Origin of the sequence: Adlercreutzia equolifaciens, assembly GCF_029076695.1 — a bacterium.
Classification (GTDB): domain Bacteria; phylum Actinomycetota; class Coriobacteriia; order Coriobacteriales; family Eggerthellaceae; genus Adlercreutzia; species Adlercreutzia equolifaciens_A.
Genome location: NZ_JARFIK010000001.1, coordinates 868,288 through 893,127, shown reverse-complemented (window position 1 = coordinate 893,127; position 24,840 = coordinate 868,288). Strand labels below are relative to the sequence as shown.

22 protein-coding genes are annotated in these 24,840 nt (G+C 61.8%); 6 read left to right on the top strand and 16 right to left on the bottom strand.

The genetic code is table 11. The features are described from left to right. Positions 1–76: 76 nt before the first annotated feature. Positions 77–2,824, top strand: a complete 2,748-nt coding sequence (locus PZH32_RS03510; RefSeq protein ID WP_275206252.1) for a PAS domain-containing hybrid sensor histidine kinase/response regulator — start codon at positions 77–79, stop codon at positions 2,822–2,824. A gap of 127 nt (positions 2,825–2,951) precedes the next feature. On the opposite strand, the gene PZH32_RS03505 is transcribed toward PZH32_RS03510, so the two are convergent. After that, positions 2,952–4,697, bottom strand: coding sequence for an FAD-binding protein (locus PZH32_RS03505; RefSeq protein ID WP_275206251.1), 1,746 nt, complete (start codon positions 4,695–4,697; stop codon positions 2,952–2,954). 397 nt (positions 4,698–5,094) lie between these two features. On the opposite strand from PZH32_RS03505, the gene PZH32_RS03500 reads away from it, so the two are divergent. Then, positions 5,095–6,555: a response regulator transcription factor gene (locus tag PZH32_RS03500; RefSeq protein WP_275206250.1), complete on the top strand. Its 1,461-nt coding sequence runs from the start codon at positions 5,095–5,097 to the stop codon at positions 6,553–6,555. A 338-nt stretch (positions 6,556–6,893) separates the two neighbouring features. Here the strand turns inward: PZH32_RS03500 and leuS are convergent, their stop codons facing one another. From leuS to PZH32_RS03480, 4 genes are all read right to left on the bottom strand, one after another. Continuing rightward, positions 6,894–9,467, bottom strand: a complete 2,574-nt coding sequence (gene leuS / locus PZH32_RS03495) for a leucine--tRNA ligase (protein ID WP_275206249.1) — start codon at positions 9,465–9,467, stop codon at positions 6,894–6,896. A 162-nt stretch (positions 9,468–9,629) separates the two neighbouring features. Continuing rightward, positions 9,630–9,893, bottom strand: a complete 264-nt coding sequence (locus PZH32_RS03490; protein ID WP_275206248.1) for a hypothetical protein — start codon at positions 9,891–9,893, stop codon at positions 9,630–9,632. Next, complete coding sequence (locus PZH32_RS03485; protein WP_275206247.1) at positions 9,890–11,788, bottom strand: GHKL domain-containing protein; 1,899 nt, start codon at positions 11,786–11,788, stop codon at positions 9,890–9,892. The genes PZH32_RS03490 and PZH32_RS03485 overlap by 4 nt, the downstream gene beginning before the upstream one ends. A 26-nt stretch (positions 11,789–11,814) precedes the next feature. Further along, entirely contained in the window at positions 11,815–12,585 is a 771-nt protein-coding gene (locus PZH32_RS03480; protein ID WP_275206246.1) for a LytR/AlgR family response regulator transcription factor, read from the bottom strand. Positions 12,586–12,901: 316 nt separating this feature from the next. On the opposite strand from PZH32_RS03480, the gene yihA reads away from it, so the two are divergent. Continuing rightward, complete coding sequence (gene yihA / locus PZH32_RS03475; RefSeq protein WP_275206245.1) at positions 12,902–13,489, top strand: ribosome biogenesis GTP-binding protein YihA/YsxC; 588 nt, start codon at positions 12,902–12,904, stop codon at positions 13,487–13,489. Between the two features lie 78 nt (positions 13,490–13,567). On the opposite strand, the gene PZH32_RS03470 is transcribed toward yihA, so the two are convergent. From PZH32_RS03470 to PZH32_RS03445, 6 genes are all read right to left on the bottom strand, one after another. Next, the gene (locus PZH32_RS03470) at positions 13,568–14,569 is read right to left on the bottom strand and encodes a TDT family transporter (RefSeq protein ID WP_275206244.1); all 1,002 of its coding nucleotides are present in this window, start codon (positions 14,567–14,569) and stop codon (positions 13,568–13,570) included. A 179-nt stretch (positions 14,570–14,748) separates the two neighbouring features. Then, on the bottom strand, positions 14,749–16,266 hold the full coding sequence (locus tag PZH32_RS03465; protein WP_275206243.1) for an IMP dehydrogenase: 1,518 nt from the start codon (positions 16,264–16,266) through the stop codon (positions 14,749–14,751). 150 nt (positions 16,267–16,416) lie between these two features. After that, complete coding sequence (locus PZH32_RS03460) at positions 16,417–17,070, bottom strand: helix-turn-helix domain-containing protein (protein WP_275206242.1); 654 nt, start codon at positions 17,068–17,070, stop codon at positions 16,417–16,419. Further along, a complete protein-coding gene (locus PZH32_RS03455) occupies positions 17,070–17,756 on the bottom strand; it encodes a DUF3990 domain-containing protein (protein ID WP_275206241.1) in 687 nt (228 codons plus the stop codon). The genes PZH32_RS03460 and PZH32_RS03455 overlap by 1 nt, the downstream gene beginning before the upstream one ends. 161 nt (positions 17,757–17,917) lie before the next feature. Beyond that, entirely contained in the window at positions 17,918–18,463 is a 546-nt protein-coding gene (locus tag PZH32_RS03450; protein ID WP_275206240.1) for a flavodoxin family protein, read from the bottom strand. Positions 18,464–18,598: 135 nt separating this feature from the next. Then, positions 18,599–18,979, bottom strand: a complete 381-nt coding sequence (locus PZH32_RS03445; RefSeq protein WP_275206239.1) for a winged helix-turn-helix transcriptional regulator — start codon at positions 18,977–18,979, stop codon at positions 18,599–18,601. A gap of 98 nt (positions 18,980–19,077) precedes the next feature. Here PZH32_RS03445 and PZH32_RS03440 point away from each other — a divergent pair, with 98 nt between their 5' ends. Continuing rightward, positions 19,078–19,959, top strand: coding sequence for a radical SAM protein (locus PZH32_RS03440; protein WP_275206238.1), 882 nt, complete (start codon positions 19,078–19,080; stop codon positions 19,957–19,959). Here the strand turns inward: PZH32_RS03440 and PZH32_RS03435 are convergent. Further along, positions 19,932–20,201 carry a hypothetical protein gene (locus tag PZH32_RS03435; protein ID WP_275206237.1) on the bottom strand — a complete coding sequence of 90 codons (270 nt, stop codon included), beginning with the start codon at positions 20,199–20,201 and terminating at the stop codon, positions 19,932–19,934. The genes PZH32_RS03440 and PZH32_RS03435 overlap by 28 nt on opposite strands. 354 nt (positions 20,202–20,555) lie before the next feature. On the opposite strand from PZH32_RS03435, the gene PZH32_RS03430 reads away from it, so the two are divergent. Further along, entirely contained in the window at positions 20,556–20,912 is a 357-nt protein-coding gene (locus tag PZH32_RS03430; protein WP_275206236.1) for a type II toxin-antitoxin system RelE/ParE family toxin, read from the top strand. After that, positions 20,905–21,177 (top strand): helix-turn-helix domain-containing protein, encoded by a 273-nt coding sequence (locus PZH32_RS03425; protein WP_275206235.1) that lies wholly within the window; start codon positions 20,905–20,907, stop codon positions 21,175–21,177. The genes PZH32_RS03430 and PZH32_RS03425 overlap by 8 nt, the downstream gene beginning before the upstream one ends. Positions 21,178–21,282: 105 nt before the next feature. On the opposite strand, the gene hdhA is transcribed toward PZH32_RS03425, so the two are convergent. The 4 genes from hdhA to PZH32_RS03405 form a co-directional block, all read right to left on the bottom strand. After that, entirely contained in the window at positions 21,283–22,080 is a 798-nt protein-coding gene (gene hdhA, locus PZH32_RS03420; RefSeq protein ID WP_275206234.1) for a 7alpha-hydroxysteroid dehydrogenase, read from the bottom strand. Between the two features lie 230 nt (positions 22,081–22,310). After that, positions 22,311–23,066, bottom strand: a complete 756-nt coding sequence (locus PZH32_RS03415; RefSeq protein WP_275206233.1) for a DUF169 domain-containing protein — start codon at positions 23,064–23,066, stop codon at positions 22,311–22,313. Positions 23,067–23,138: 72 nt separating this feature from the next. Then, complete coding sequence (locus PZH32_RS03410) at positions 23,139–23,909, bottom strand: SDR family NAD(P)-dependent oxidoreductase (RefSeq protein ID WP_275206232.1); 771 nt, start codon at positions 23,907–23,909, stop codon at positions 23,139–23,141. A 98-nt stretch (positions 23,910–24,007) separates the two neighbouring features. Next, positions 24,008–24,817 carry an SDR family NAD(P)-dependent oxidoreductase gene (locus PZH32_RS03405; protein WP_275206231.1) on the bottom strand — a complete coding sequence of 270 codons (810 nt, stop codon included), beginning with the start codon at positions 24,815–24,817 and terminating at the stop codon, positions 24,008–24,010. Positions 24,818–24,840: the final 23 nt, after the last annotated feature.

Here is a 24,840-nt window from a genome sequence, read left to right as displayed (position 1 = left end):
CTTGGTATACTAGCCAGAAACGCTGATGACGCCCTGTCATTGCTGCTCCGCCTGGTCTTTGCCGAAGGAACATGCCATGTATCATAGCCTCGTTCGCCTTCTTCTCGTCGGCCTCTCCGATGAAGCGAGCCGTACCCTTAGTGACGTCGCCCCGCTGGAGGCTTTCACTCATGAGGTCGTTATCGACCCCCAGCCCACGGACGACGCCGTTGCCCAGGCGCAGCTGATCATCGCCGATGGCAGCGGGGGCGACGCCCGGGGCTTGGCGGAGCATTTGGCCCGCGCGAAGAGCCCCGAAGCCGACTTGATCCTCATTGCCGGCCACGACCAAGTGCCCGAGTTAGAGGAGGTGCTCGAGCGCCTGGCTGATCTTTGGATGGCCCCGCTGACCCCCGCCGAGCTGCTCTTCCACTTCCACCGCTGGCAAAAAGAGCGCAAGCATCAGGCCGATGCCTGGGAAACCCACCAGTACCTGGAGGCCACCATCAACTCCATTCCGTCGCTGGTGTGGTACAAATCCGACGACGGCATCCACCACAAGGTCAACGACGCCTTCTGCGCCACGGTCAACAAAACCAAGGAGCAAGTCCAGGGCCGCGGCCACGCCTATATCTGGGACGTCGAGGCCGATGACCCGGCCTGCATCGAGTCGGAGCGCCAGGTCATGGAAAGCCGCTCCACCATCGTCTCCGAGGAAACCGTCCAGACCAACGACGGCACGCGCCTGCTCACCACCTACAAATCGCCGCTGTACAACATCGACGGCACGGTCATGGGCACTGTGGGCGTGGGCATCGACGTCACCCAAGAGCGTGCCTACGAGAACGAAATTGTCGAGAAGAACCGCACCCTGGAGGCCATCTTCACCTCCATGGAGGGCGGTGTCATCACCCACTCCATCGACGGCCGGCGCGTGCTGGGCGTCAACAAGGCAGCCCTGGACATCCTGGGCTATCAGTCAGAGGATGAACTTCTGAGCAGCGGCTTCGACATGATCGCCGCCTCAGTGATCCCCGAAGACGCCGTCACCCTGCGCGAGAGCATTGCCACCCTCAAGCATGTGGGCGACTCCGTGAGCACCGAGTACCGCGTGCGCCACAACAACGGCGACATTGTTCACGTCATGGGCAACGTCAAGCTGGTGGAAAACGACGGCGAGCTTATGTACCAGCGCTTCTTGCTGGACTACACCGACAAGAAGCTCGAGGAAGTGCAGAAAGAGCGCCACCAGCGCGACCTCATCCAGGCGCTTTCCGAAGACTACCTCCTGGTCTGCTCGTTCAACCTGGATACGGGCACCGGGGTGCCCCTGCGCGTGTCCCACGAGAAGGAGCGCCATCTTGACGAGCTCTTCGCTGGCGACTTGGCCATGGCCGACTGCCTAGCCGCCTATATCGACCAAGGCGTGCACGAAGAGGACGCCGCCATGCTGCGCGGAGCACTTTCCGCCGACAACCTGCGGGAAGAATTGGCCGACACCAAGCGCATGAGCGTGAACTACCGCATCCGGCGCGGCGAGACCGTGGAGTACTGCCAGGCCACCATCGTGCGCACCGGCGACTGGCAGGACAGCCACGACGTGGTCCTGGGCTTCCGCAGCGTCGATCAGCAAACGCGCGACGAGATGAAGAAGAAGGCGCTGCTGGAAGACGCCCTCACCCAGGCCAACAAGGCCAGCGCCGCCAAGAGCGCCTTCCTGTCGAACATGTCCCACGACATTCGCACACCCATGAACGCCATCGTGGGCTTCACCACCTTGGCCGGCAGCCGCATCGACCAGCCGGAGAAGGTGCGCGAGTACCTGGATAAAATCCAGTCGTCGAGCACCCACTTGTTGAACCTCATCAATGACATTCTGGACATGAGCCACATCGAGAGCGGCAAGGTGTCCCTGGACGAGCAGCCCTGCAACCTGCCGGCGCTCTTGGAGGACCTGTACAGCATCATCCAAGCGGAAACCAGTGCGCGCCAGCTGTACTTCTCCATCGACACCGAGAACCTGCGCCATCCCGACGTACGCTGCGACAAGCTGCGCATCAACCAGATTCTGCTGAACCTGCTGGGCAACGCGCTGAAGTTCACCAACCCGGGCGGCTTCATCAAGGTCAAGCTGGACGAGCTGGACGGAGCCCCAGCCAACCACGGCCGCTACCGCTTCACCGTCTCGGACACCGGCATCGGCATGAGCCCCGAGTTCGTAGAGCGCATCTTCGATCCCTTCGAGCGCGAGCGCACCTCCACCATCAGCGGCGTCGAGGGCACGGGCCTGGGCATGGCCATCACCAAGAATCTTGTGGACATGATGCACGGGGCCATTTCCGTCGAAAGCGAGAAGGGCAAGGGCACCACCTTCACCATCGAACTGACGCTCTGCCTGGCCAATCCCAGCCAAGACGCTGCCAAGGCAGCTGCGGCAGCGCACCTGGCGCCCAACCATCGCATGCGCGGCAGCCATATTTTGCTGGTAGACGACAACGATTTGAACCGCGAAATTGCCGTCACGCTTTTGGAAGACGAGGGCTTCACCGTCGAGTGCGCCGTCAACGGGCAGCAGGCCGTGGATATGGTCAGCGCCGCTAGCCCCGACCACTTCCAACTGGTGCTCATGGACGTCCAGATGCCCATTATGAACGGCTACGAGGCCACGCGCGCTATTCGCAAGCTGGACAATTCGCAGCTGGCCTCCATTCCCATCTTGGCCATGACGGCCGACGCCTTCGAAGAGGACCGCCAGAAAGCCCTGCGCTGCGGCATGGACGGTCACCTGACCAAGCCCATCGAGATGGAGAAGCTCTTCGAGGCTCTGAACCTGGTACTGGCCTAAGCCTCTGCCGCACTTCCCGGCCGACAAACGCAACGAGGCCCCCGCGCACGCAATGCGCGGGGGCCTCGCTCTAAGCGCACGACGGCTGGGAGGGTAGCCGCCGGCACACGCGTTGGCGAAAACGAGCCTAGGCGTCCAGTTCGCCGGAAGCCAGCTCCTGGCCCAACACGTAGGGCAACGTGATGCAGCAGGCGCCGTAGTTCATACCCTCCATAGCGAAGGTGTAGGTGGCGCTGTAGAAGTTGCCGATCATGCAGCCGGCGTTGTACAGACCCTCGATAGGCTGGTCGTTAGCGTCAAGCACGCGCAGGTGCTCGTCGTTGCGCAGACCGCCCAGCGACGTAAGGAAGCCAGGCGTGAAGGCGGCGCCATAGAAGGGGCCGTCACCCTCACCGATGGGAATGAGCTTGTCGGCCGTCTTGTAGAAGTCGGTGTCCTCGCCCTTGGCGCACATCTCGTTGTAGCGCTCGATGGTCTCGATGGTCTCGGCCGGCAGGCCCAGCTGCGCGATAACCTCTTCGCGCGTATCGGCCTTCACAATGTTGAATCCGTCAGTGTCGTTGTCCCAACGATCGATAACTTCCTGGGTGGTGAAGTACTCGCCATGGGCGTAGTTGATGGCGCCCCAAGGACCGCCCGCCTCGGCACGGTTCTGGCCCCAAATGCAGTACCCGGTCTTCTCGGGCAGGTGCATGATGGTGGCGCAGGCGAAACCGCCGAGCACATCCTCGTTCATGAAGCGCTGGCCCTGGTTGTCCACCATAAGGCCGGTGTGGCTCGTGTAGGGCTGGTCGCCGGGCAGGTTGGGACGACCCAACATGATGTTGTTGGGCTCCTTCTGCCAGGCGCCGCCGACCCACAGCTCCATCTTGTGGCCGTCGCCGGGCATGAGACCGCCCATCCAAATACCCTGGTCGTAGTTGACCTCCGTCGTGAAATCGCACAGCTCCACGGCCTGCGGGCAGTACTTCTCCATCATGTCCTTGTCATGAGAGAAGTCGCCCGTGGCCATGATGACCGCCTTCGTGCCCACGTACTTGGTGTAACCGTTGGCCCCATCGGTGGCCAGCACGGCATCGACGCGACCTTCCGTGCCGTTGGGCACGCCGCCGCGCACCAGCTGCTCGGCCTTCACGCCCCAGCGCACGTCCACCCCAAGATCCTCGGCGAGGTAGCGTCCCAGCTCCGCGGCAATGTAGCCCTCGCCGTTGCCGATGGCACCATGCAGCTCTTCATCATCTACGTAGAAGGCATGGGCCGCGGTCGGGGTGTACATGGGATCGCCCTCTTTGTACACCGGGCCCGACTCGATGGTGGTCTTGATGCCGGCATTCGCCGCAATGTCGATGATCCAATTGATGGCTTCTTCGGAGTGATTGTAGAACTTGTACCACAGCGCCGGCTTGAAGTTGCCGCCGTTGGCTGCGTACTGCATGCGATAGAACCACGTGGGATCCATGCGCTCGATGCCCATGTCCTTCATGACCTTCGAGTACACGCCGTTATTGGAGCCGCCGCGCGACACCGGGCCTGTCGAAGCGCTAATGAGGATGACTTTCAGTCCATTCTCGGCGCAGGAAGCTGCCGATACCATGCCGGCCATGCCGCCGCCCACCACAATGACGTCGGCCTCCTCGGTTCCCGTAACCTGGTCATCGGCAATAGCCTCGGGCGCCACCTCGAAGGCCCACTGCTGATCGGCGCTGTTGTAGCCCGTGCTGGGCGTCGAAGTGTCGGCCAGCGCAGCGTCATCCTTTTCCGCCGGCGCCGCTGCGGGCTGAGAGCATCCTGCCAAGGCACCGGCAGCCACCAAGCCAGCTGTGCCCAACGCGGCGCCCTTGAGAAATCCTCGACGATCCATATTCGTTTCCATTGTTTTCCCTTCCTTCGATTACCTCCCTGGCGCCTTCACGCCAGAACCCTTGCGTCGCTGGACCCTTTCAAAGGGCTGCACGTCCACGGGGCCTCGCGAGGCGCCCGCCTCGCTCTCCCTGCCATCCGCAAAACCCAAGCGACGCCATTTATCCTAGGGGAATCGGCACTCAAAGAACCTCATCCAAACTGGATGGTTTCTCATCCAGAAGACGAATAGGCCGATCAAACCCATAATTTGTAGGTCCATTAAGAAAAAGGCCACCTCTTAAACTGGCTATAATAGGCAGCGCCTCCTGCAGAGAGGCGAGGACGAGAAGAGGCCTTGATTCTTCTTGTCGAAAGCGGACGATCGACGATAAGGGAGGGAATCGGTGCGTCTGCGCGAGCAATACAACATGAAGCAACTGTCAATTGTAGCCGTGGCCTACGGTCTGTTCCTGGCGTGCACCAGCATCGTACTGTGGGGCGGCTATGCCGTCCTCATCGATGCGGGGGCCGACGCATTCCAGCTGCGCACCGCTGAATACTTCATGCGGAACGCTGCCTTCCCCGTTGCGCTTTTCGGGGCCGCCCTGATAGCCTACAGCCGACCAAAACAGGGGCCCTGGCGCTCCCCTCTTGCCGCCCTGGCCCTGTTCGAGGCAGGGGCGCTCTTCATTGTGGCGCAGCGTCTGTTCGGGCTTGACGCCAGCATAGCTTATGGAGCCTGCGCTCTTCTGCTGGGCTGCGGATCGGGTCTGGGCTTTTGCTGCCTGCAGGATATTATCGCTTCGCTGAAGGTCTACGAGGCGGGCTTAGCCGTATTCGCAGCCGCGGGTATTTCCTGTGCGGTCTACATTGCCATGGAGCTGCTTCCGCGCACTGCTATGATGATCTTCGGCTTTGCCGTGCTCATTCCCGCCACTGCGGTGGCCATGGCGGCGGCCCAGCGCACCGTTCCCTGCGTTCACCCCGCCTTCGACACCATCCCAAGCCAGCAAATCGACCGCTGCCGCCAAGCGGCTGCAGAGTCGTGGCCATCGCTGCTGTGCATTGCGTTCACCTCGTTTGCCGTGGGCATTATCCGCGTCGATGCCATCGACAATACGGGCCTCGTGCAAGATTACGCCGATGGCAGCATGGTGGGACTTCTCGCCGCCGCCATTGTGCTTCTGGCAACCTGGAAGACTATATACGAGCGCATCAAGCTCTCGCGTCTGTACCAGGTGGTATTTCCGCTTACAGCCACCATTTTCTTGCTGCTTCCTTTGTTTGACGGCCAGTTCCGCCATCTGCTGGTTTTGGTGGCCTTCGTGGTGTTCTCGATAGTGTCTTCGCTGATGGTAGTGTCGTGCGCCCGTGTGGCGCGCAACCAGTGCCTGCAGCCAGTTTTGGTATACGGCATGTTCGCCGGCACCGTTTATGCCGCCCAGGAGGTGGGCTCACTGCTCGGGTTCATGCTGAACACGACGGGCACCACAGGCTTTGCCAGCCTTTCCGTGGTGGCGCTTATTGCCATCTACGCCATGTCGCTGGCCATGAACACCCGGCGCGGAGGACGCGGCGCAGCGGAAAGCAGCACGGCAACGGCCACCACCAGCAAGGCTGCTGGGACCGAAAGTGCTATCCCTCCGGCAGAAGCGCTCGATATCCGCCTGAGCCAACAGTGCGATGCGCTGGTGGCGCAGTACGGTCTTTCGGCGCGAGAAACGGACGTGCTGCGGCTGCTTGCCCGCGGACGCGACGTTCCCTATATTGCCGAAGAGCTGGTCATCTCGAAAAACACTGTGCGAACGCACATGCGCAACATCTTCCAGAAAACGGGCGTGCATTCCCGCCAGGAAGTCATCGACCTGCTGGAAACCGTCGAGCAGTAAAGCGAGGCCCCGCGCACGTCCCTGCGCGGGGCCTCGTACTCGGCGCATGGCAGCCAGGTTCCAGGAACGGCTGCTTTGGTTCCCTTCGAGCTGCCGAAAGCAGCCTGTTTGGTTCCCTGCTTTTGCGAAACCCCTGGTCAGGAACTTCTGCTTGCAGGGCGCAGGGAACCAAAGGGGTTGATTTGGGAACCTAGCAGCCTGCGCCCTCTCGATGGACGCCGAAGGCTGCAAGCCAAGCGCGTATCGCCCCCTCTACAGCCAAGAAACGCAACGAGGGCCCCGCGCACGTGATGCGCGGGGCCCTCACTCTAGACGCACGGCGGCCGCAAGCGCGAGGCTTACACGGCTACGATGTTCACCAGGCGACCGGGGACGTAGACCTCCTTCTTCACCTGCTTGCCGGCCAGGGCATCGGCCACGGCCGCGCGGGCGGCTTCCAGGATCTCGGGCTCCGGGGCGTCGGCGGCCACCATGATGCGGGTCTTCACCTTGCCGCAAATTTGCACGGCCAGCTCCACCTCGTCGGCCTTGGCCTTCTCGGGGTCGAACTCGGGCCAGGGCTCGCTGCAGACAAAGCCTTCGCGGCCCAGGGCCGTGCGCCACAGCTCGTCGGACAGGTGCGGCGTAATGGGCGCCATCAGCTTCACCAGCACTTCAGCCACTTCCTGAGACAGGGCGGCATAGTCGGCGTTGGCGGCACGGGTCTCCGCATCCGTGGCGCGGAGGAACTCGCCGGCCGCATTGGACAGCTCCATGATGGCGGCGATGGCGGTGTTGAAGTTGTTGCGCTCGATGTCGGCCGATACCTTCCCCACCACACGATGGCGCTCGCGGGCAAGCTTGTCCGCGGCGGCCTGGGCGGCTTTCTCGTCCACCGACCCGGCGAAGAGCGTATCCTCATCGGCCTTGCCCATCAGATCATGCACCTGACGCCACAGGCGGTTCAGGAACTTGTACATGCCCGGCAGGCCATCCTCGTTCCACAGCTTCTCCTTCTCGGGAGGGCCCAGGAACAGGATGTAGGCGCGCACGGCATCGGCACCGTACTCGGCGATCATCTCCTCGGGAGAGACCACGTTGCCCTTGGACTTGCTCATGACGTCGCCGTGGGCGTCGAGCACCATGCCCTGGCACAGCAGGTTGGTGAAGGGCTCGTCGAAATCGAGCAGGCCGCAGTCGCGCAGTACCTTCGTGAAGAAGCGGCTGTACAGCAAGTGCAGAATGGCGTGCTCGATGCCGCCGATGTACTGGTCGACGGGCATCCAGGCGTTGGCCTTCGCGGGATCGAAGGGACCGTGCACGTTGTGCGGGTCGGTATAGCGCATGTAATACCAGCTGGAGCACGTGAACGTGTCCATAGTGTCGGTCTCGCGCTTGGCCGGCTCTCCGCACACGGGGCAGGTGGTGTTCACAAAGCCCGCATGGGTGGCCAAGGTCTCGCCGGCGGCCAGATCGATGTCCTCGGGAAGACGCACCGGCAGGTCCTCCTCGGGCACCGAAACCACGCCGCAGTGCTCGCAATGGATGGCGGGGATGGGGTTGCCCCAGTAGCGCTGGCGGCTGATGAGCCAGTCGCGCAGGCGGAACTCCACCGTGCGCTTGCCGCGGCCCATCTCCTGCAGAGCCGTCACCACGGCCTCTTCGCCCTCGGAGTGCTTGCCGCCGGTCATGCCGGTGAAGCAACCCGACTGCACGAGCTTGCCTTCGGCGTTGTAGGCCTCTTCCCAATCGACGGAGGTAACCACGCGGCTCTGCTCATCCTTGAGCTGCGGATACAGCGGATCGTCCTCGCCCAGGATGATGGGAATGATGGGCAGGTTGTACTTGCGGGCAAACTCGAAGTCGCGCTGATCGCCGCAGGGCACGGCCATAACGGCGCCGGTGCCGTAGTCGGCCACAATGTAGTCGCCCACCCACACGGGCACTTTCTCGCCGTTGATGGGGTTCACCACGTAGCGGCCCGTGAAGGCGCCGTGCTTCTCGCGGTCGCCCTGGGCGCGCTCGACGGCCGTAACCTTCTTGGCTGCCTCTACCAGCTCCATGACCGGCTGCTCGTATTCAGTGCCGGCCACCAATTGCGGCACCAGCTTGCTTTCGGGCGCCAGCAGGAAGAAGCTGCAGCCGAAAAGCGTGTCGGCGCGGGTGGTGAACACCGTGATGATGTCATCTTCCGTGGGATCGGCCGGCGCGTTGCCATCCGTATCGCACAGGATGAAGTCCACGTTGGCGCCCTCAGAGCGGCCGATCCAGTTGGCCTGCTGCTGCTTCACGCGCTCGGGCCAGCCCTCCAGCTGGTCCAAATCGTCCAGCAGCTCCTGGGCGTAATCGGTGATCTTGTAGTACCACTGGGTCAGATCGCGCTTCTCCACCTCGGAATCGCAGCGCCAGCAGCGGCCCTCGATGACCTGCTCGTTGGCCAGCACGGTACCGCAGCTGGGGCACCAGTTCACCGGGCTGTTGCGACGCTCTACCAGGCCGCGCTCCCAGAACTTCAGGAAGATCCACTGGCCCCAGCGGTAGTACTCGGGGTCGCAGGCCACCACCTTGCGGTCCCAGTCGTAGGAAAAGCCCATGCGCGAGAAGCTGTTCTTCTGCGTCTCGATGTTCTGGTACGTCCAGATGGCCGGATGGCTGTGATGCTTGATGGCGGCATTCTCCGCGGGCAGACCGAAGGCGTCCCAGCCCATGGGGTGCAGCACGTCGAAGCCGCGCATGGTGGAGTAGCGCGCCACCACGTCGCCGTAGGTATAGTTGCTGGCATGGCCCATGTGCATGTCGCCCGAAGGGTAGGGGAACATCTCCAGCACGTATTTCTTCGGCTTATCGGAATTCTCGGGCACCGTGTACAGGCCGGCCTCGTCCCAGGCCAGCTGCAGACGCGGTTCGATCTCGTGGGGGTTGTAGGCTTTCATGGCACTCCCTTGGAACAACGGGTTGCTAATGGATAATGCCCCATTATAACCGCGAATTCCACCCCGTGAAGAGGGGGCTTTCCCACGCGTCGCCCCCCGCGCTGCCAACGGGGCACAGGGCGCCCGGCCCCGCGAACAGCAACAACTCGCGGCGGGAGCGCTTTAGCGGCGACGGCGCAGCGACGCGCCGCAGTTCCAGCAGGTATCGCGGTCGACGTCGTTGGTGGCGGCGCACACCGCGCAGGTTTTCTGCGGCACGGGAGCCTCCTCGGATACGGTGGCTCCGAAGGGGTCGCCCTCTTGGACGGAAACGCGCGAGGCGCCGCCCGACGTCTCAAGAGCGCCCACTTTGCCCTGGGCTGCCGCGCGAAGGGCCGCAAAGCCCGACACATGGGCCACGTCGACGCGGTCTTCCGGCCTGGTCATAGCAACCCCCTTGTCTCGTTCATCAACATCAGCGTGGCACGAAACCGATCGTCGCCCTCGCGCCCGCACTCGAAGGTGCCATTGTAGCGCACCGCCAAGGTTTCCAGGATTTGCAGACCCCATCCGTGACGCCGGGCCAGCCCCGCAGCTTCCGAAGCAGCCGGAGGCGTTACCGCCGCAGGCGCCGTGCTGTTCACGACATCGATCATCACCACACCGGCCACAAGGCCGCCCTTGACCGAGAGGCAGCGCTCTTCCTCAGGCACGGCCGCGCAGGCGTTGATGGCGTTGTCGAGCAAGTTCGAGAAGGCGGCGCAGAGATCCACGTCGAGAATGCGCAGCTGTTCGGGAACGACTAGGGTGCACGAGGCGTGGACGCCCAGTTCTTTGCAGCGGCGCATCTTCATCATCACCAAGGCGTTTACCACACGGTTTTCGCAGTAGGATTCGCCAGCGCTGCCCGAGAGGCCCACGGCACGGTGCATGAGCTCCAGCGCGGCGGGCATATCGGCACGACGCAGCGATTCGACGCTCTGCATAAGCGCCTCCACAATGGCGCGGCGCACTCGGCGGGCCTCCTCAAGCTCCTCCACGAGTCTTTGGTACTGCTGTTCTTGCAGCACGGTTTGCTCCTGCAGCATGCGCACACGCTCGTCAAGGAGTTGATGGCCGTCTTCTCGAGCGATGCCTCGCAGGAGAACCACGTCAACGGCGATGCAGAGGAGCACCGCCACCGCCAAAACTACCCCCTGCTCGCGGCCGTGAGGGTGCACCATAGCGTAGGCCCCCAGCAGGCTCAGCACCATCAGCTGGCTCAAGGGAAAGGCAAGCGCGGCTCGACGAATACGTTGACGCGCCGATCTCCCCGCTTGTCGCACCCCGGTCGCTGGGTCCGATCCCTCGAAGGATCCCGGCCCCGAGGCAGCGCCATTCCCTTCGGGCCCGACAGAAACGGTGGAGGCAGCGGGGGCCTCTTCCGACGATGCGAGGCGAAGGGCGATCCTGTCCGATCGCTCGTCGTCGACGCTGCGGACAATGATCTCATCGACGAGCGCTTCCAGATGCCGGCACGCCCGCTCGGTATCGCCCTGTTGCGCCAGCAGGATGGCAACGCTGGATTGGTTGCGCAAGTCGTGGCGCAGGCGACCCACCAGGCGCACCTCACGCTCGACAAGGCGATACTGCTGCAAATAGTGATCGAGCTCATGCTGCAGCAGCTCCGCCCGCTCTCGCTGCTGCTCCGCACGGTTGAAGTGATAGAGGCGCACAAAAAGCAGCACATCCACCGCAGCAGAGAAGAGGGTGGCCGCCATCACTCCGGCAAGAAACCACAGAGGCGCGTCGCGATCCATCATGACAATGGCCACGCACAGAGTCAGCAAGAGCAGCTGAACCACGATGAAGCCTCCGAAGGTAAGAGCGCCCCGATCGGTATGCAGATGGCTCATCCGTCGATAGGCAAGGTCGAAGAGCACCATGGCGACGAGCACCACCGCAATGCGCACGGCCTGGGTAAGGAGAGCCAGATCCCAGTCGCTGAGACTTCCCCCGGTCTCAAAGGTCAACGAGGCCTTCAGCAGACGCCAGAGGACAATGGCGATGCCGTCCGCGATGAGCAAGATGGCCAACAGGCTGGCCACCACCAAGCTGCGCCGCAGCAGCCCGTCGCGGGCAAACAGCATCATGGGCGTCCCCATAGCCACCGAGCCCACCACGATGCGCAAGGGCGTCATGAGAATGAACGCAGAACTAGCCGCCGGCAGAATCAGCGCCAGCGTCACCAGCCAGAAGGCCTCTTTCCGCCGAATGTCCAGATAAAAGGTGGCCGCGTAGATGATCAGACACGGAGAGACCAGGAACAGGGCGTAGTTCAGGAGGTCGAACGCTATCTCCATGGCCGTTTCCCAAGGAAAACCTGGCGTTACAGGCGAGCGCGCAGATGCTCGGCGAACGCCTCGCGCGACTCTCGACGGCGCTTTTGAGACACCGGCAGGGTGGCACCAGAGCGCATGTCGACGGCGTCCGAGCGCATTTCCGCAATACAGTCCATATTGACCACGAAGCTTTTATGGCACTGCACGAACGTGCCCGGCAGCTTGTGGGTAATGCTGCTCAAAGACTCATAGGCCTCGATAACGCGATCATGCAGGAAGACGCGCACTTTGCGCCGATCAGACTCGATATATTCCACGTCCGCAGGGTCAACGCTCATGATGCGACCGCCAACCTTAAGGGCAAAAGGGCGCACCACCCGCTCGTTGAGGTTGTCCACCGCCCGACAGAGCGCCTCTTCCAGGTCGGCCTCGTTGACCGGCTTGGGCAGAAACGAGATGTGGCGCGTGCGGTACACGCGGGTGCAAAGATCGATATAGCCGGTCACATAGATAACCTGCACGCCTTCGTGCTCCTCGAGCAACTGGGAGACGGCATCGATCCCGGCAAGATTTTCCCGAGCTGCCGTAAAGCCCGCGGAGGCACGTTCCTCATCTCCCTGGACGGCTTCCGAGGGGAAGACGATGTCCATAAAGACGATGTCGGGCACCTCGTTGTCCAAAGACGCCTCGAAGGCGCCTAAACTCTCGAACACCGACGCTTCCAGATGAGCCGGCACGACGCATCGTCCCACCAGCTCGGCCAACGCAGCCGCCTGGACGGCGTCGTCGTCAACGATAGCTACTTTATAGTGTTTCACGCGCTTCCGCCCTCCCTAATTGCGGTTCGCCGTCTTTGCTCCTCCCCTTGAACCACGGCTTTTATTCCCTGGTCAGCATGGGATTTGGCGCATCTGATGCACGATTGTATACATTAGGCGATCAACGGCACAAAAGTAAAATGCCAAATGTAATAAATGATGCTATTTCCGTATCCAGCAAGAGCATTTTCGCCATGATCGCCGAAAACGGCTCGGAGGCGACCCTGCCGATTCAAAGGAGGTTGCCCACGACCGAAAAAAGGTCGGGTACCATAGATGGCATTAAACCGCACCCTGCGCTCGAATCGGAGGAACCGTGAACTTCCACAACGCATCTTTCAAGGCCGCCTATGGCACCTCGGCTCAGTTGCCCGCATCGACCCTCCCCGAAGTGTCCTTTGCCGGCCGCTCGAACGTGGGAAAATCGTCGCTTCTCAACAAGCTGATGTACCGCAAGGGCCTGGCGAAGGTGTCCTCCACGCCGGGCAAAACCGCCACCATCAACTTCTACGACGTGGACGGGGTCGATTTCGTCGACCTCCCCGGCTACGGCTACGCCAAAGTGTCCAAAGCTGAAAAGGACCGCTGGTCCGAGCTCATCGAAGGCTATTTCAACCAGGAGCGCATCTTCGCTCTGGTGGTGTCCCTCATCGACATTCGCCATGACCCGTCGGCGCTGGACAAGCATATGGTGGAGTTCCTGAAGGCCTCGGGGCTTCCCTTCGCCATTGCGCTGACCAAGGCCGACAAGCTGTCCAAGCAACAGCAGGCCAAGCAGCGGGCGTCCATCCGCAAGGCCCTCGATCTGCCCAAGGGCACGCCCATGGTGGTCACCTCGTCGGAAGACGGCGCGGGCATCGACGAGCTGCGCACCCTGATCAGCCGCTACGTGGACGAGGCCTAAGCGACACCGCGATTCCGAAGCACGTCGCCGCGCGGCGTGTCGCTTGCACTATGCGGCAGCACAGCCGCCAATTTGCCTTTAGTTCTCGAAGTTCTCGGCGAAGCGGGCGTTCATGGCCTGCTCCTGCACCACATCGGCTGCCTGGGGCTCCTCGATCTCGCGGAAGAAGAAGCGCGCGTAATGGCAGGCCACGTAGGTAACCATGACAGCAGCGAAGATGGTCTCCAGGGCAATGAGCGCCTCGAGCATGGGCACCGCCGCAATGGCAATGCCGGCGCCGTCGAGGAATGCCACCGCACGGCCCAACGAGAACGCCGAAATAACAAAGGGGAAGGTCATAGCCGCGAAGCTGGGATAGAAGTTAAGCGCCGCCAGCTTGGGCAACTGGGTGAGCACCATGATCAGCAGAATTTGCGCCGCAATAAGCAGCACCCCCACGAACGCTGGATTCGGATCGGGGTTCGACGCCAGATAGCCCGCCAGCGACAGGCTCATGGGCGCGGCATAAATGCAGAACAGGGGCCGGGCGCCCTCGGGGATCTCGTGCTTAGCGTAACGGATGGTTACCAGCACCAGCAACACCATATAGCAGGCAAACCCGAACCAGAACAGCAGATTGCCGAGCCACTCCATAGAGAAGGTGGGTGCCGTCACCGAGGCCACGATAATGCCCACGTAGCAAATGAAGTACGTGGGAAACACCTCGTGCAGCTTGAAGCGGAAGATGTAGCGCGCGGTAAACCAAATCATGAGGATGATATGCCCCGCCACGGCGGCGCACCACAGGGCGAAGGCCACCGCCATGGCAAAGGGGGCCAAGTACCCCGACAGCTGCATGACGGACATGAACAAGGTGGCCGACACGCTGGCCAAAATGGAGTTGTGCAGGTCATCGCGAATCATAGCGGGAAACATGATGATCTTCGCCACCAGCATGACCACCAACAGCAGCGAGAGGATGCCGCACATACCGCGAGCCAATTCCGAGTAGGGCTGCAGCAAGTTTCCCAAAGCCGCCAAGCCCAACGCAAGGCCCGCCGTGGGAATAGGGACTTTTTTGATGAGCGACGACAGCGACATAGGGGCACCTTTCTCCCAAGGATGCTTCCAGTATGCGCCTCGTCGCGATGGCGAAAGATGAGTCTTTCGCACTGCAAACAGATCGTCAGAGTTCGGTAACCGCCAAGTACGAAAAAGCCCCGAGAGCCGATGCTCTCGGGGCTTGCGTGCATCTGGTGCGCCGAGCGGCGCTGCCGCGCTTAGCGCGTGTTGGAGGCGTAGGGAGCCTTGTCCTTCAGCAGCACGTCGTGGGCGCCGCCCTCGACGATGGAGGTGGCGGACACCAGCGTGAGCTTCGCCTTGTCCTGGAACTCGGGGATGGTAAGGGCACCGCAGTTGCACATGGTGCTCTTCAGCTTCAGCAGGGTGATGGCCATGTTGTCCTTCAGGCTGCCGGCGTAGGGCACGTAGGAGTCGACGCCCTCTTCGAAGGACAGCGACTTCTTGCCGCCCAGGTCATAGCGGCCCCAGTTGCGGGCACGGGCCGAGCCCTCGCCCCAGTACTCCTTCATGTAGGTGCCGTTCACCATGACCTTGGCCGAGGGGCTCTCGTCGAAGCGGGCGAAGTAGCGGCCCAGCATGACGAAGTCGGCGCCCATGGCCAGGGCCAGCGAGATGTGGTGGTCGTAGACGATGCCGCCGTCAGAGCAGATGGGAATGTAGACGCCGGTCTCGCGGAAGTACTCGTCGCGGGCCTTCGCCACCTCGATGGTAGCCGTGGCCTGGCCGCGGCCGATGCCCTTGGTCTCACGGGTGATGCAGATGGAACCGCCGCCAATGCCGATCTTCACGAAGTCGGCGCCGGCGTCGGCCAGGAAGCGGAAGCCCTCGGCGTCCACCACGTTGCCCGCACCGATCTTCACGTCGTCGCCGTAGTGCTCGCGCACCCACTCGATGGTCATCTTCTGCCAGTCGGAATAGCCCTCGGAGCTGTCGATGCACAGCACGTCGGCGCCGGCCTCCACCAGGGCCGGCACGCGCTCGGCGTAGTCGCGGGAGTTGATGCCGGCGCCCACCATGTAGCGCTTGTGGGAGTCGAGCATCTCGTCGGGGTTGGACTTGTGGGAGTCGTAGTCCTTGCGGAACACCAGGGCCACCAGGCAATCGTCTGCATCAACGATGGGCAGGGAGTTCAGCTTGTGATCCCAAATGATGTCGTTGGCTTCCTTCAGCGTGGTACCGTCGGGGGCCACCACCAGCTTCTCGCGCGGGGTCATGAAGTCGGCCACCTTCTCGGTGAGCTCCATGCGGGACAGACGGTAATCGCGCTCGGTGACAATGCCCAGCAACTTGCCGTGGGCGGTGCCATCGGCCGTGACGGGCATGGTGGAGTGACCGTACTGGTCCTTCAAGTCCACCACCTGGGCCAGGGTCATATCGGGGGAAAGGTTGGCGTCAGAAGTAACGAAGCCGGCCTTGTAGTCCTTCACGCGGGCCACCATGGCGGCCTCGTCTTCGATGGACTGGTTGCCGTAGATGAACGACAGACCGCCCTCGGTGGCCAGGGCCACGGCCATCTTGTCGTCGGAAACGGCGGCCATGATGGCGGACACCATAGGCACCGACAACGTGAGCGGGCACTCTTCCTGCCCCTTCTTGTACTTCACGAGCGGCGTCTTCAGGCTGACGCGCGCCGGAATGCAATCGGCCGGCGTGTGGCCCGGAACTAGCAGGTACTCGTTGAATGTGCGGGACGGTTCATCGAAATAGTAGGCCACAGCTGCGCTCCTTCTTTTCCTCGGACTGAAAAGTCGATAATTGCATCATTATAAGGGCGATTATCGGGAATAACCAGAGCGGCCAGGTATTTTCGGCAGCGGTCGGAAGAGAGCCCCTAAAAGCGGGACGGCCCGCACCGTGGCCCTTCCCTAGCGCTCCATGAGGTTTTCCATCGAGCAGTGCAAGGCGAAGGCAAGCCGGTAGAGCGTTTCTGCAGAGGCGCGATTAATGTTCTTCTGCCGCTGCTCGTACATTTGGATAGAGCGCAGCGTGACCCCGGAAGCCTTCGCCAACTGCTTTTGGGAAAGACCGCAGAGCTTTCTTTGGCGTCGCAAGCGCGTGGGCAGCGAGGCATTCTCTAAGCGGCGAGTAAGCACTTCGACGAACTTCTGCTCGGGGGCCTCGTGAAGTGGATAGAACATGGCCACCAGCTCGTCGTAGGGCACCGTGTCGAACACCTGACGGTAGGGACGCCCGGTTTCCATTTGGTAGTAGGCCAAAATCCAACCGAGCCAGTAGTCTTCCCGAGGCACCACCTGCGCTTGGGCAGGCACGGGTTTCTCGATGGCGAGGTACGGAGCGAGCAAACGCAGCAGGTCGAGAGCCGACTTGCCCGATACATATACCGGATTGTGCCGCTCGAACTGCTCGGCTACGCCCGATGCCAGAAAGGCTTGGGTCAAATCCTCGCCGGGCACCTTCCACTCGTTCACGCCGATATCGAACAGTGCCCCCAGCGTTTCGCGGGCATCATCGAGATACTCGAAGTCGAAGTTGATGACCTCGTACGCCATCCGTCCCATTACGCCCTCCTCATAAGATCAACAACATAGGTGCCCTGAAATCCTTGTTCGGCAGACTGCGCAACCACGGCATGATAGCGCTCGCGCGCCTGGGTATCACGCGCCATGCGCAAAGGATTCCACCACTCGCCTTCGACCGTCGCGCAGCCAACGAAAGACAGGGCCTCGAAGGCGCGGGGCGTTTTGAGAACCACCTGGTATCCCAAACCACCCAAGAACAAGGCGCGCTCCAAATCCTCAAGGCTGATTTGGTTCGACAGAAAGTCGCGCGCAAATGAAAAGTACGAATCGTCGGCGCGGTAGCCATGCACCAAGTCGGCGTCAGCTAAGCTGACCCCATAGTGCTGGAGAATGAAGTCGCGCGCCACCGCGCTGGCAGCCGGCCCCACTTCAAAGGTGCGATGAGCAAGAAGAACCGCGAGCCAGTTAAGCGCCGAGTACTCCGGCGCTGCCAAATCGAGCAGGCTCAGGCCGCTGAGATCGAGCGCGTATTCGTTCACGCAGCCATCCTCCAACGCGGGGCAAGCCCATTCGCTGGCCAGCTGCTGCGATTCGGTGCAGTAGAAGCCCTGGCCGTAGTCGTTAAAGGGCGATCCCGCACCAAACTGAGGCCGGGAAACAACCTGCGAAGACCCATGGAAAAGCGTAAGCGTCTCATGCCCGAAAAACGCTGCTGCCTCGTACATGCTGCCCCTCCCTTCCTAAACTATCACTTTAGTGATAGTTTAGGAGACTCGCAGGGCATGCGCAACCCACTCATTCGTCGTACGCAAAAAGGAAGGAGCCCCGAGAGGCTCCTTCCGATCGCACATGACTATATCGAGATTGCTTGCTTTCAGCAAAGCGGCTAGAACGCCTCCGCCAGTTTTGCTGCTTGGGCGCAACCGTCGGTCTTTTCGATGGCTCCGGCTTCCAACACGCCGGGGATGCACACCTCGCCGACCACATCCCACTTCATTAGCGCGGCAATTCGCTCAGTTGGAATGCGAATGCCGTCCATTACGGCAGGATCCTCTTCCTCGCAGCAGGTGATGAGGCCGAGTTTCTTGCCGGCGAAATCCTTGCCGCCGATACAAAACGAGTACATCTTGTCGATGGTGTTCTTGATTTGTCCCGGGAAGGAGTACCAGTACACCGGCGCGGCGAACACGATGCCATCGGCTTCAAGAAGGGCCGGAGCAATGGTGTTGAAGTCATCGTCATAGGTGCAGGCCTTGCCGCTCTTGAAGCAGGTTTCGCAGGCATGGCAGCCGCCTACGTTGGAGAACGCCGCGTCGAAGCGCATTACCTTGTGGCCGAGCTTCTCGGCAGCCTCGGTGAAGGCGTCCACCATGGCAAAACTATTTCCGTTCTTGCGCGGACTGCCGGTGATGACGACGATGTTCTTTCCCATAGGTTGTTCCTCTCTCGTGGCGCGCTGCGCGGTTTCTCGTCCTGCCCCTATTGAAAGCCGCGGACGGACAACGCGCAAGTACGCACTTATAAGAAAGGTACTAACCGGTGTTTCAGGTACTTTTCTTTGGAAAGCTTAAAGAGGTCTTCTCCCCGGCTGGCGGTTTTCCTGGCCCCATACGCACAGCTGGTCGAGCACCTCCATGAGCGAGGCGCCGCGCTCGGTGAGACGGTATTCCACCTTGGGGGGAATCTGCGGATACTCGCGCCGTTCGATCAGGCCGTCGGCCTCCAGTTCCTTCAGGTTCTGCGAGAGCGTTTTGTCCGAGATACGGCCCAAGTAGCGGCGCATCTCGTTGAAGCGCACGGGCTGGAACTCCATGAGGCAGTACAGGATGACCATCTTGTGCTTACCGGAAATGAGCGACATGGTGTAGCTGTAGCCGGTGCCCTCGAACTGCGACTCGTCGATGGTCTGCCCGTCCGCGTTGACGGTTTTGGATTCTACGCTTTCCATAATGCCAGTGCCTTACTCTAAAGCCAGTACTTATCTTTTCGTTGGCTATCTATGATACTGCACCTGAAACAACTTACCTGCGAGAACAGGAGACCAACGTGCATTTCGCGAGCGGTATCGTGCGGCCACCCTTCGAGGCCGGCTGCGAATTTCTGCAGATCACCTCGGGTTGCTCCCACAACAAGTGCAAGTTCTGTACCTTTTACAAAGACGCCAAGTTCGCCATCTCGGACATGAACGAGGTGGCAGCCGACCTGGACGAGCTGGCGCACTCGCCCTGGCGCCATTACAACCGCGTCTGGCTGCAGGGGGCCGATTCGTTTGTGGCCCCCTACGATCGTCTCATGGAAGTGGCCGAACTCATTTACGAGAAGCTGCCCTGGGTGACGAGCATCGGCGCCTTCGCGCGGGTAACCAACTTCCGCAATAAGACGGTGTCCCAACTAGAGCGCCTGCGCGATGCCGGGTACAGCCGCCTGACCGTGGGCGTGGAAACCGGTGACGATTTCCTGCTGAGGCGCATGAACAAGGGCTATGACTCCGCTTTCGCTCTTGAGCAGATGAGCAAGGTGGATGCGGCAGGGCTCACCTGGGTGGGCCAGTTCATCAACGGCCTGGGCGGTGCGGACTACGGAGACGCTAATGCCTTGGAGTCGGCCCGTCTGTACAACCAGCTGCGCCCCATGCTCATCTACACGGCGTCGCTCACGCTGTTCCAAGACACGCCGCTGTACCAAGATGTGCAGGCCGGCACGTTCAGCGAGGCCAGCGAAACCGAGCGTTTGGAAGAGCTGCAGACGCTCATTAGCGCGCTCGACTGCCCCACCGAAATTCGCTGCGAGCACGTTTCCATGCCCGTGAAGCTGGCCGGGCGCCTTCCCCACGACAAGGAGCGCCTCGTTGCCGAGCTGGAAGCCGCCAAGGCTTCGGCAGCCGACGGCACCCTCGCCTGCTACCGGCGCTCCATTGTAAGCCTGTAAAGAAAGGAGCCCCGAGAGGCTCCTTCTTGTCGCATCTGGCGTTGCCAGGCTTGCTTGGCTTTCGTGCGGCTGTACTTGGCGGGGCCGTGGGCTCCGTAGCCGCAGGCGTAGCCGTTGTAGCGGGGCTTGCCCGCCAGCGTTGCCTCTTCGGCCGACTGGCGCCACACCACGTCGCGTGAGGCGTGGCCCGCCCGGGCTGCCTTCGCACTCACCGGCACCGACCGCTTGCGCTTCTTCGACATTTCCTCTCACCTCCTCCAAGGCTCGACGACAATGCCGCCATTCTAGCACGGCGCCGCAACGCCTCCGGCGAGGCCGATCGATTGTCGTCTACCGCTGCACGGCGGCATCCATGGCGTCGGCGAAGATGGGGGTGGCTGTCAAGTTCGATAACGAATACTCTTTCTCTTAATGTAGCGTACATTTGTATGGTACAATGCTAGTAAGAGCCAGTGCAGGGGCAGCTTTATTGCTGTCACAGCCCATCGGTCGAAATTAGCAGACGCGCATCGGGCGACTTAACCTGCAAGATCCTCCCAGCCATTCTTAAGATGGCTTGACATATAACTATTTTGTTATATTATGAGGAGGACAGTATGGGTCACTACGAAATGGTCTTCTACGAAAAGGAAAACGGACGCATCCCTGTGCGTGATTTTCTCGATTCGCTCCCTGCGCATCAACGAGCAAAATGCCTCCGCGATCTTGAGGTGCTGAGCGAGAAGGGCGCCGAGCTACGGCCGCCGGCCTCGAAGCACCTGAGAAACGGGATCTTCGAGCTGAGAATCCCCGCCTCGGGAGAACAGGCTCGGGTGTTCTACTTCTTCTACCAGGACGGCTTGATCGTGCTTACGAACGGTTTCCTGAAAAAGACGCAGAAGACACCTTCGCGAGAGCTAAACCGGGCGATTCGCTACAAGAACGATTGGGAAAGAAGGCGCAATCATGCTTAGCTTCAAAGAGTATCTGAACGAGCAGATGAAAGACCCCGCGTTCGCCGAGGAATGGGAGCGCCTCGAGCCGGAGTACGCCGTCATTAAGGCCATTCTCGACGCCCAAGACGAGCTTGGCATTACCCAAAGCGAGCTCGCCGAACGCTGCGGAATGAAGCAGAGCGCTCTCAGTCGTCTGCAAACCGGCAAATCAAGCCCCACCCTAAAGACTCTGCAGCAACTTGCCGACGGCATGGGAAAGAAGCTAGTCGTTCAGTTCGTGTAGCGCTCCCCGTCTAGCGTCTTGCGACAACAAAAGAAAGGAGCCCCCGAGAGGCTCCTTCTTGTCGCATCTGGCGTTGCCAGGCTTGTTTTCCTTGCCACGGAGGCCCTACCGCGCGACGGCGGCGTCCATGGCGTCGGCGAAGATGGGGGTGGCTAAGCCGAAGCCGCCGGAGACTTCCAGCAGCTGGCCCGTGGTGCAGGCGCTTTCGTCGCTGGCGAAGTAGACGACCGCCGCAGCGATGTGCTCCGGGTCGGCCATGCGGCCCAGCGGAATGTGGCGCAGGAAGAACTTCTTGAAGTCGTCGGTGAGGTTGTCGTTCACCGCATCGGTGGCGGTCATGCCGGGCGCCACCACGTTCACGCGAATACCGGCGCGGGCCAGCTGCACGGCCATGGATTTGCTCATGTGGTTGATGGCCGCCTTCGCCGTGCCGTAGGCGATTTGGCTGATATCGGGCACGCTGCCAGCGATGGAGCTGATGTTCACGATGGAGCCGCCGCCCGTCTCGCGCATGGCGGGGATGACCGCCTGGCAGCCGAGGAACACGCTGCCGATGTTCACGTCGATGTTCTTGATGAAGTCCTCGTAGCCCGTGGTCGTGATGTCCTTGTCGGTGGCGGGCTTCGTCCCGCCGAAGTTGTTCACCAGCACATCCACGCGACCCTCGTTCTTCACCACCGTGTCGATCATGGCCTTGAAGCTGTCGGGCACCGAGGCGTCGTTGTAGACGCACTTCACCTTCAAGCCCTGGGCTGTAAGCTCCGCCGCCTCGGCCTCGGCGCGCTCCATGTTGCGGGCGCCGATGTACACCGTGGCGCCCTCGTTGGCGCACGCCTTCACAATGGCCGCGCCAATACCGCGCGTTGCCGCCGTGACCACTACAACTTTATCTTGCAAACGCATAGGAAGCTCCTTCGCATCGTTGGTTGACTCTGCCATCCTAGCGCGTCGCGCCGACCTCGGACCATTCGCCGCCGCACCCGTCACGCCCCCGTTCCCGAAACAGCAAAGGGAGCCCCAAAGGGGCTCCCCACTGTCAAGGGCTTTTGCCGGCGATGAGACAAGTCAGACGGTTGGCTGTCTCACCTGGCTGTCTCACCCTCCTCACCCCAGGCTGCGGACAATGTGCCTCCCTACACGTTGTCGGGCAGCATGATGGGAGCGAAGTACGGGTAGTCCACTCCGCGGTTGATGAGATTCTCAACGCCCTCGATGGCCTTCACGAACTGCTCGCAGGTGAGCGTCACGCGCACCTCGCCGGACTGTAGGTTGCCCAGGGCGCGGTCACCGCGGCAACCCAAGGACAGGCCGGGCTTGCCGGTCTTGATGGTGCGCATCCAGGTGTCGACGCACTGGGACTCGCCGCGGAAGGGGAACTCCAGGTACTGGAAGTCGGCCTCGATCAGGCCGGCCAGCAGATGGAAGGCCCCAGAAGCCTGAATCTGCACCGAGATGCAGTCGGGCTCGGCGATGTCGTTGTCGTCGAGCGGCGAGGCCACCATGCCGGCATAGGGCTTCTCGGGCAGCGTGTCCAGATAGCTTTCCATATGGGCACGGGAGGCGTCCTGGTTGCCGTGCCAGGGGTAGGGCGGGTTGGCCAGCAGCACGCCGTCGTGCCACTCCTCATCGCGCTCGCAGCAGCCGCAGTTGGCGCCGCAGTAGGTGGTGAGGAATTTCTCCGGCTTGATGCCGATAGTCATATGGAAGTGGGCGGCGATGCCGATGATCTGGCAGCCAGTGGAGGGGTTGGTGGCCATCTTCAGGTCGCCGTACTCCTCGAAGCCCTCGGGCGAGTCGATCATCTTGATGGCCACCGGGTTGGTGAGGGGGCGCAGCGCCATTACCAGACGGTTGTTCAGATCCTGCCATTCCTGCTTAGTGAGCTTCATGGGAATTCTCCTCTCTTAAAGGGCGCCCTGCCCCAAACAGGGCACCCGCACATTCCTTCGCATTGCCGCGCTTTACGCAGCGGTGAAGCCGCCGTCCACCGGCAGGGCCACGCCCGTGGTCCACGCCGCCTCGTCAGAGGCCAGGTACAGGATGGCGTAGGCGGTCTCGATGGGTTTGCCCAGACGACCCATGGGGTGCATGGCGCCGTAGACCGGCTCGCCCTCCTCCACGCTGCCGAACTTGTTGATGAGGTCGTTGCGCACCAGGTCGGTGAGGGTGGTGCCGGGGCACACGCAGTTGCAGCGGATGCCCTTCTTGGCGTAGGAAATGCCGAAGTTCTTGGTCATCTGCACCACGCCGCCCTTGGCCGCATGGTAGGGGGCGTTGCCGTCGCACACCGAGGACAGGCCGGCCGTGGAAGCGATGTTCACGATGGAGCCGCCCTTGCCGAGCATGTAGGGCACGGCGAACTTCGAGGTGATGAACGAGCCGTTCAGGTCGGTGTCGATAACCTCGCGCCACTCCTCGATGCTCGTCTCGTGAGCGATGACGCCCGAGTCCACTACGCCGGCGCTGTTGACCAGGATGTCGATGCCACCCATCTCCTCGTTGATGGTGGCGAAGGTGGCCTCGATGGCCTCGGCGTCGCGCACGTCCACCTCGTGGAAGTACACCTCGCCACCAGCCTCGGTGATCACCTTGGCAGCCTCGCGGCCGGCCTCGCCGTCGAAGTCGACGATGGCGATCTTCGCTCCCTCTTCTACAAACAGCTGAGCCGTGGCCAGACCGAGACCCTTGGCACCACCGGTGATAATGGCGCGCTTGCCTTCCAGACGATTCATGATCTCCTCCTAATCTTCCCGGAACCCTTGTAAGGGACGGTGCCTCCGTCCGGGCGCGAAGGCCTCCCTTGTCAACGAACTTGAAGAAACGCGAGAGCCTAAGCCTGCGGGTGCTCGCTCTCCCACTCCTCGAAAATGCCCAGCAGATCGGCGCCCTTGCCCGTGGCATAGCCGTCATCGACGGCCACCACAATGCCGTTCACGCCCGAGGCCTCATCGGAGATGAGCCAGAAAGCCGCGTTAGCCACCTCTTCGGGGGTGATCCAGCGGTGGCGATTGTGGTTCAGGGCCACAGCCTCCCGCGCCGGCGGCACGTCGTAGACGCTAGCCGCCATGGGCGTGATGGTGGCACCGGGAGACACGGCGTTCACGCGGATGCCCTGAGCACCCAGATGGAAAGCGGCGCCCTGGGTGATGGCCTTCATGGCACCCTTCGAGCCGATGTAGCCGATGGGATCCCATGTGCCCACCTCGGCGTTAATGGAGGTGGTGTTGACAATGGCGCCCTGGATGCCCAAGCGATCCATGACGCGGGCCACCAGCTGAATGAGGTTCAACGAACCAAACACATTCACCTCGAAGGCGTCTTTGACCGTCTCGTGGTCAAAGCCCAGGATGCCGTCGCGGTCGCCCAAGATGCCCGCGTTGTTGTACAGGCCGTTGATGCGTCCGTACTTCGCCTCCACATCAGTCACCATGGCGGCGCAGGCGTCGTAGTCGGCCACGTTCAGCACATAGGCGTCGACGGCATAGCCCTTCCCGGTCATCTCGGCCTCGGTGGCGGCCAGCGCCTCGCCGTTCCAGTCGACGGCGGCAATCTGCCAGCCCGCGCGGCCGAAGCGGTCCACGGCCGCTTTGCCAATACCCATAGCAGCCCCGGTGATAATGACTACCTTCTTGTCTTCCATAAAGCGATCCTTTCTCGATCGAT

What these genes read in the sequence shown, in the direction of transcription:
- PZH32_RS03505 (WP_275206251.1), bottom strand. Translation starts at nt 4,697, where the DNA reads ATGGAAACGAATATGGATCGTCGAGGATTTCTCAAGGGCGCCGCGTTG.
- PZH32_RS03435 (WP_275206237.1), bottom strand. Translation starts at nt 20,201, where the DNA reads ATGTCGAAGAAGCGCAAGCGGTCGGTGCCGGTGAGTGCGAAGGCAGCC.
- PZH32_RS03410 (WP_275206232.1), bottom strand. Translation starts at nt 23,909, where the DNA reads ATGAATCGTCTGGAAGGCAAGCGCGCCATTATCACCGGTGGTGCCAAG.
- leuS (WP_275206249.1), bottom strand. Translation starts at nt 9,467, where the DNA reads ATGAAAGCCTACAACCCCCACGAGATCGAACCGCGTCTGCAGCTGGCC.
- PZH32_RS03455 (WP_275206241.1), bottom strand. Translation starts at nt 17,756, where the DNA reads ATGTACGAGGCAGCAGCGTTTTTCGGGCATGAGACGCTTACGCTTTTC.
- PZH32_RS03510 (WP_275206252.1), top strand. Translation starts at nt 77, where the DNA reads ATGTATCATAGCCTCGTTCGCCTTCTTCTCGTCGGCCTCTCCGATGAA.
- PZH32_RS03470 (WP_275206244.1), bottom strand. Translation starts at nt 14,569, where the DNA reads ATGTCGCTGTCGTCGCTCATCAAAAAAGTCCCTATTCCCACGGCGGGC.
- PZH32_RS03405 (WP_275206231.1), bottom strand. Translation starts at nt 24,817, where the DNA reads ATGGAAGACAAGAAGGTAGTCATTATCACCGGGGCTGCTATGGGTATT.
- PZH32_RS03430 (WP_275206236.1), top strand. Translation starts at nt 20,556, where the DNA reads ATGGGTCACTACGAAATGGTCTTCTACGAAAAGGAAAACGGACGCATC.
- PZH32_RS03450 (WP_275206240.1), bottom strand. Translation starts at nt 18,463, where the DNA reads ATGGGAAAGAACATCGTCGTCATCACCGGCAGTCCGCGCAAGAACGGA.
- hdhA (WP_275206234.1), bottom strand. Translation starts at nt 22,080, where the DNA reads ATGCGTTTGCAAGATAAAGTTGTAGTGGTCACGGCGGCAACGCGCGGT.
- PZH32_RS03460 (WP_275206242.1), bottom strand. Translation starts at nt 17,070, where the DNA reads ATGGGACGGATGGCGTACGAGGTCATCAACTTCGACTTCGAGTATCTC.
- PZH32_RS03485 (WP_275206247.1), bottom strand. Translation starts at nt 11,788, where the DNA reads ATGGAGATAGCGTTCGACCTCCTGAACTACGCCCTGTTCCTGGTCTCT.
- PZH32_RS03490 (WP_275206248.1), bottom strand. Translation starts at nt 9,893, where the DNA reads ATGACCAGGCCGGAAGACCGCGTCGACGTGGCCCATGTGTCGGGCTTT.
- PZH32_RS03415 (WP_275206233.1), bottom strand. Translation starts at nt 23,066, where the DNA reads ATGAAGCTCACTAAGCAGGAATGGCAGGATCTGAACAACCGTCTGGTA.
- PZH32_RS03425 (WP_275206235.1), top strand. Translation starts at nt 20,905, where the DNA reads ATGCTTAGCTTCAAAGAGTATCTGAACGAGCAGATGAAAGACCCCGCG.
- PZH32_RS03500 (WP_275206250.1), top strand. Translation starts at nt 5,095, where the DNA reads ATGAAGCAACTGTCAATTGTAGCCGTGGCCTACGGTCTGTTCCTGGCG.
- PZH32_RS03445 (WP_275206239.1), bottom strand. Translation starts at nt 18,979, where the DNA reads ATGGAAAGCGTAGAATCCAAAACCGTCAACGCGGACGGGCAGACCATC.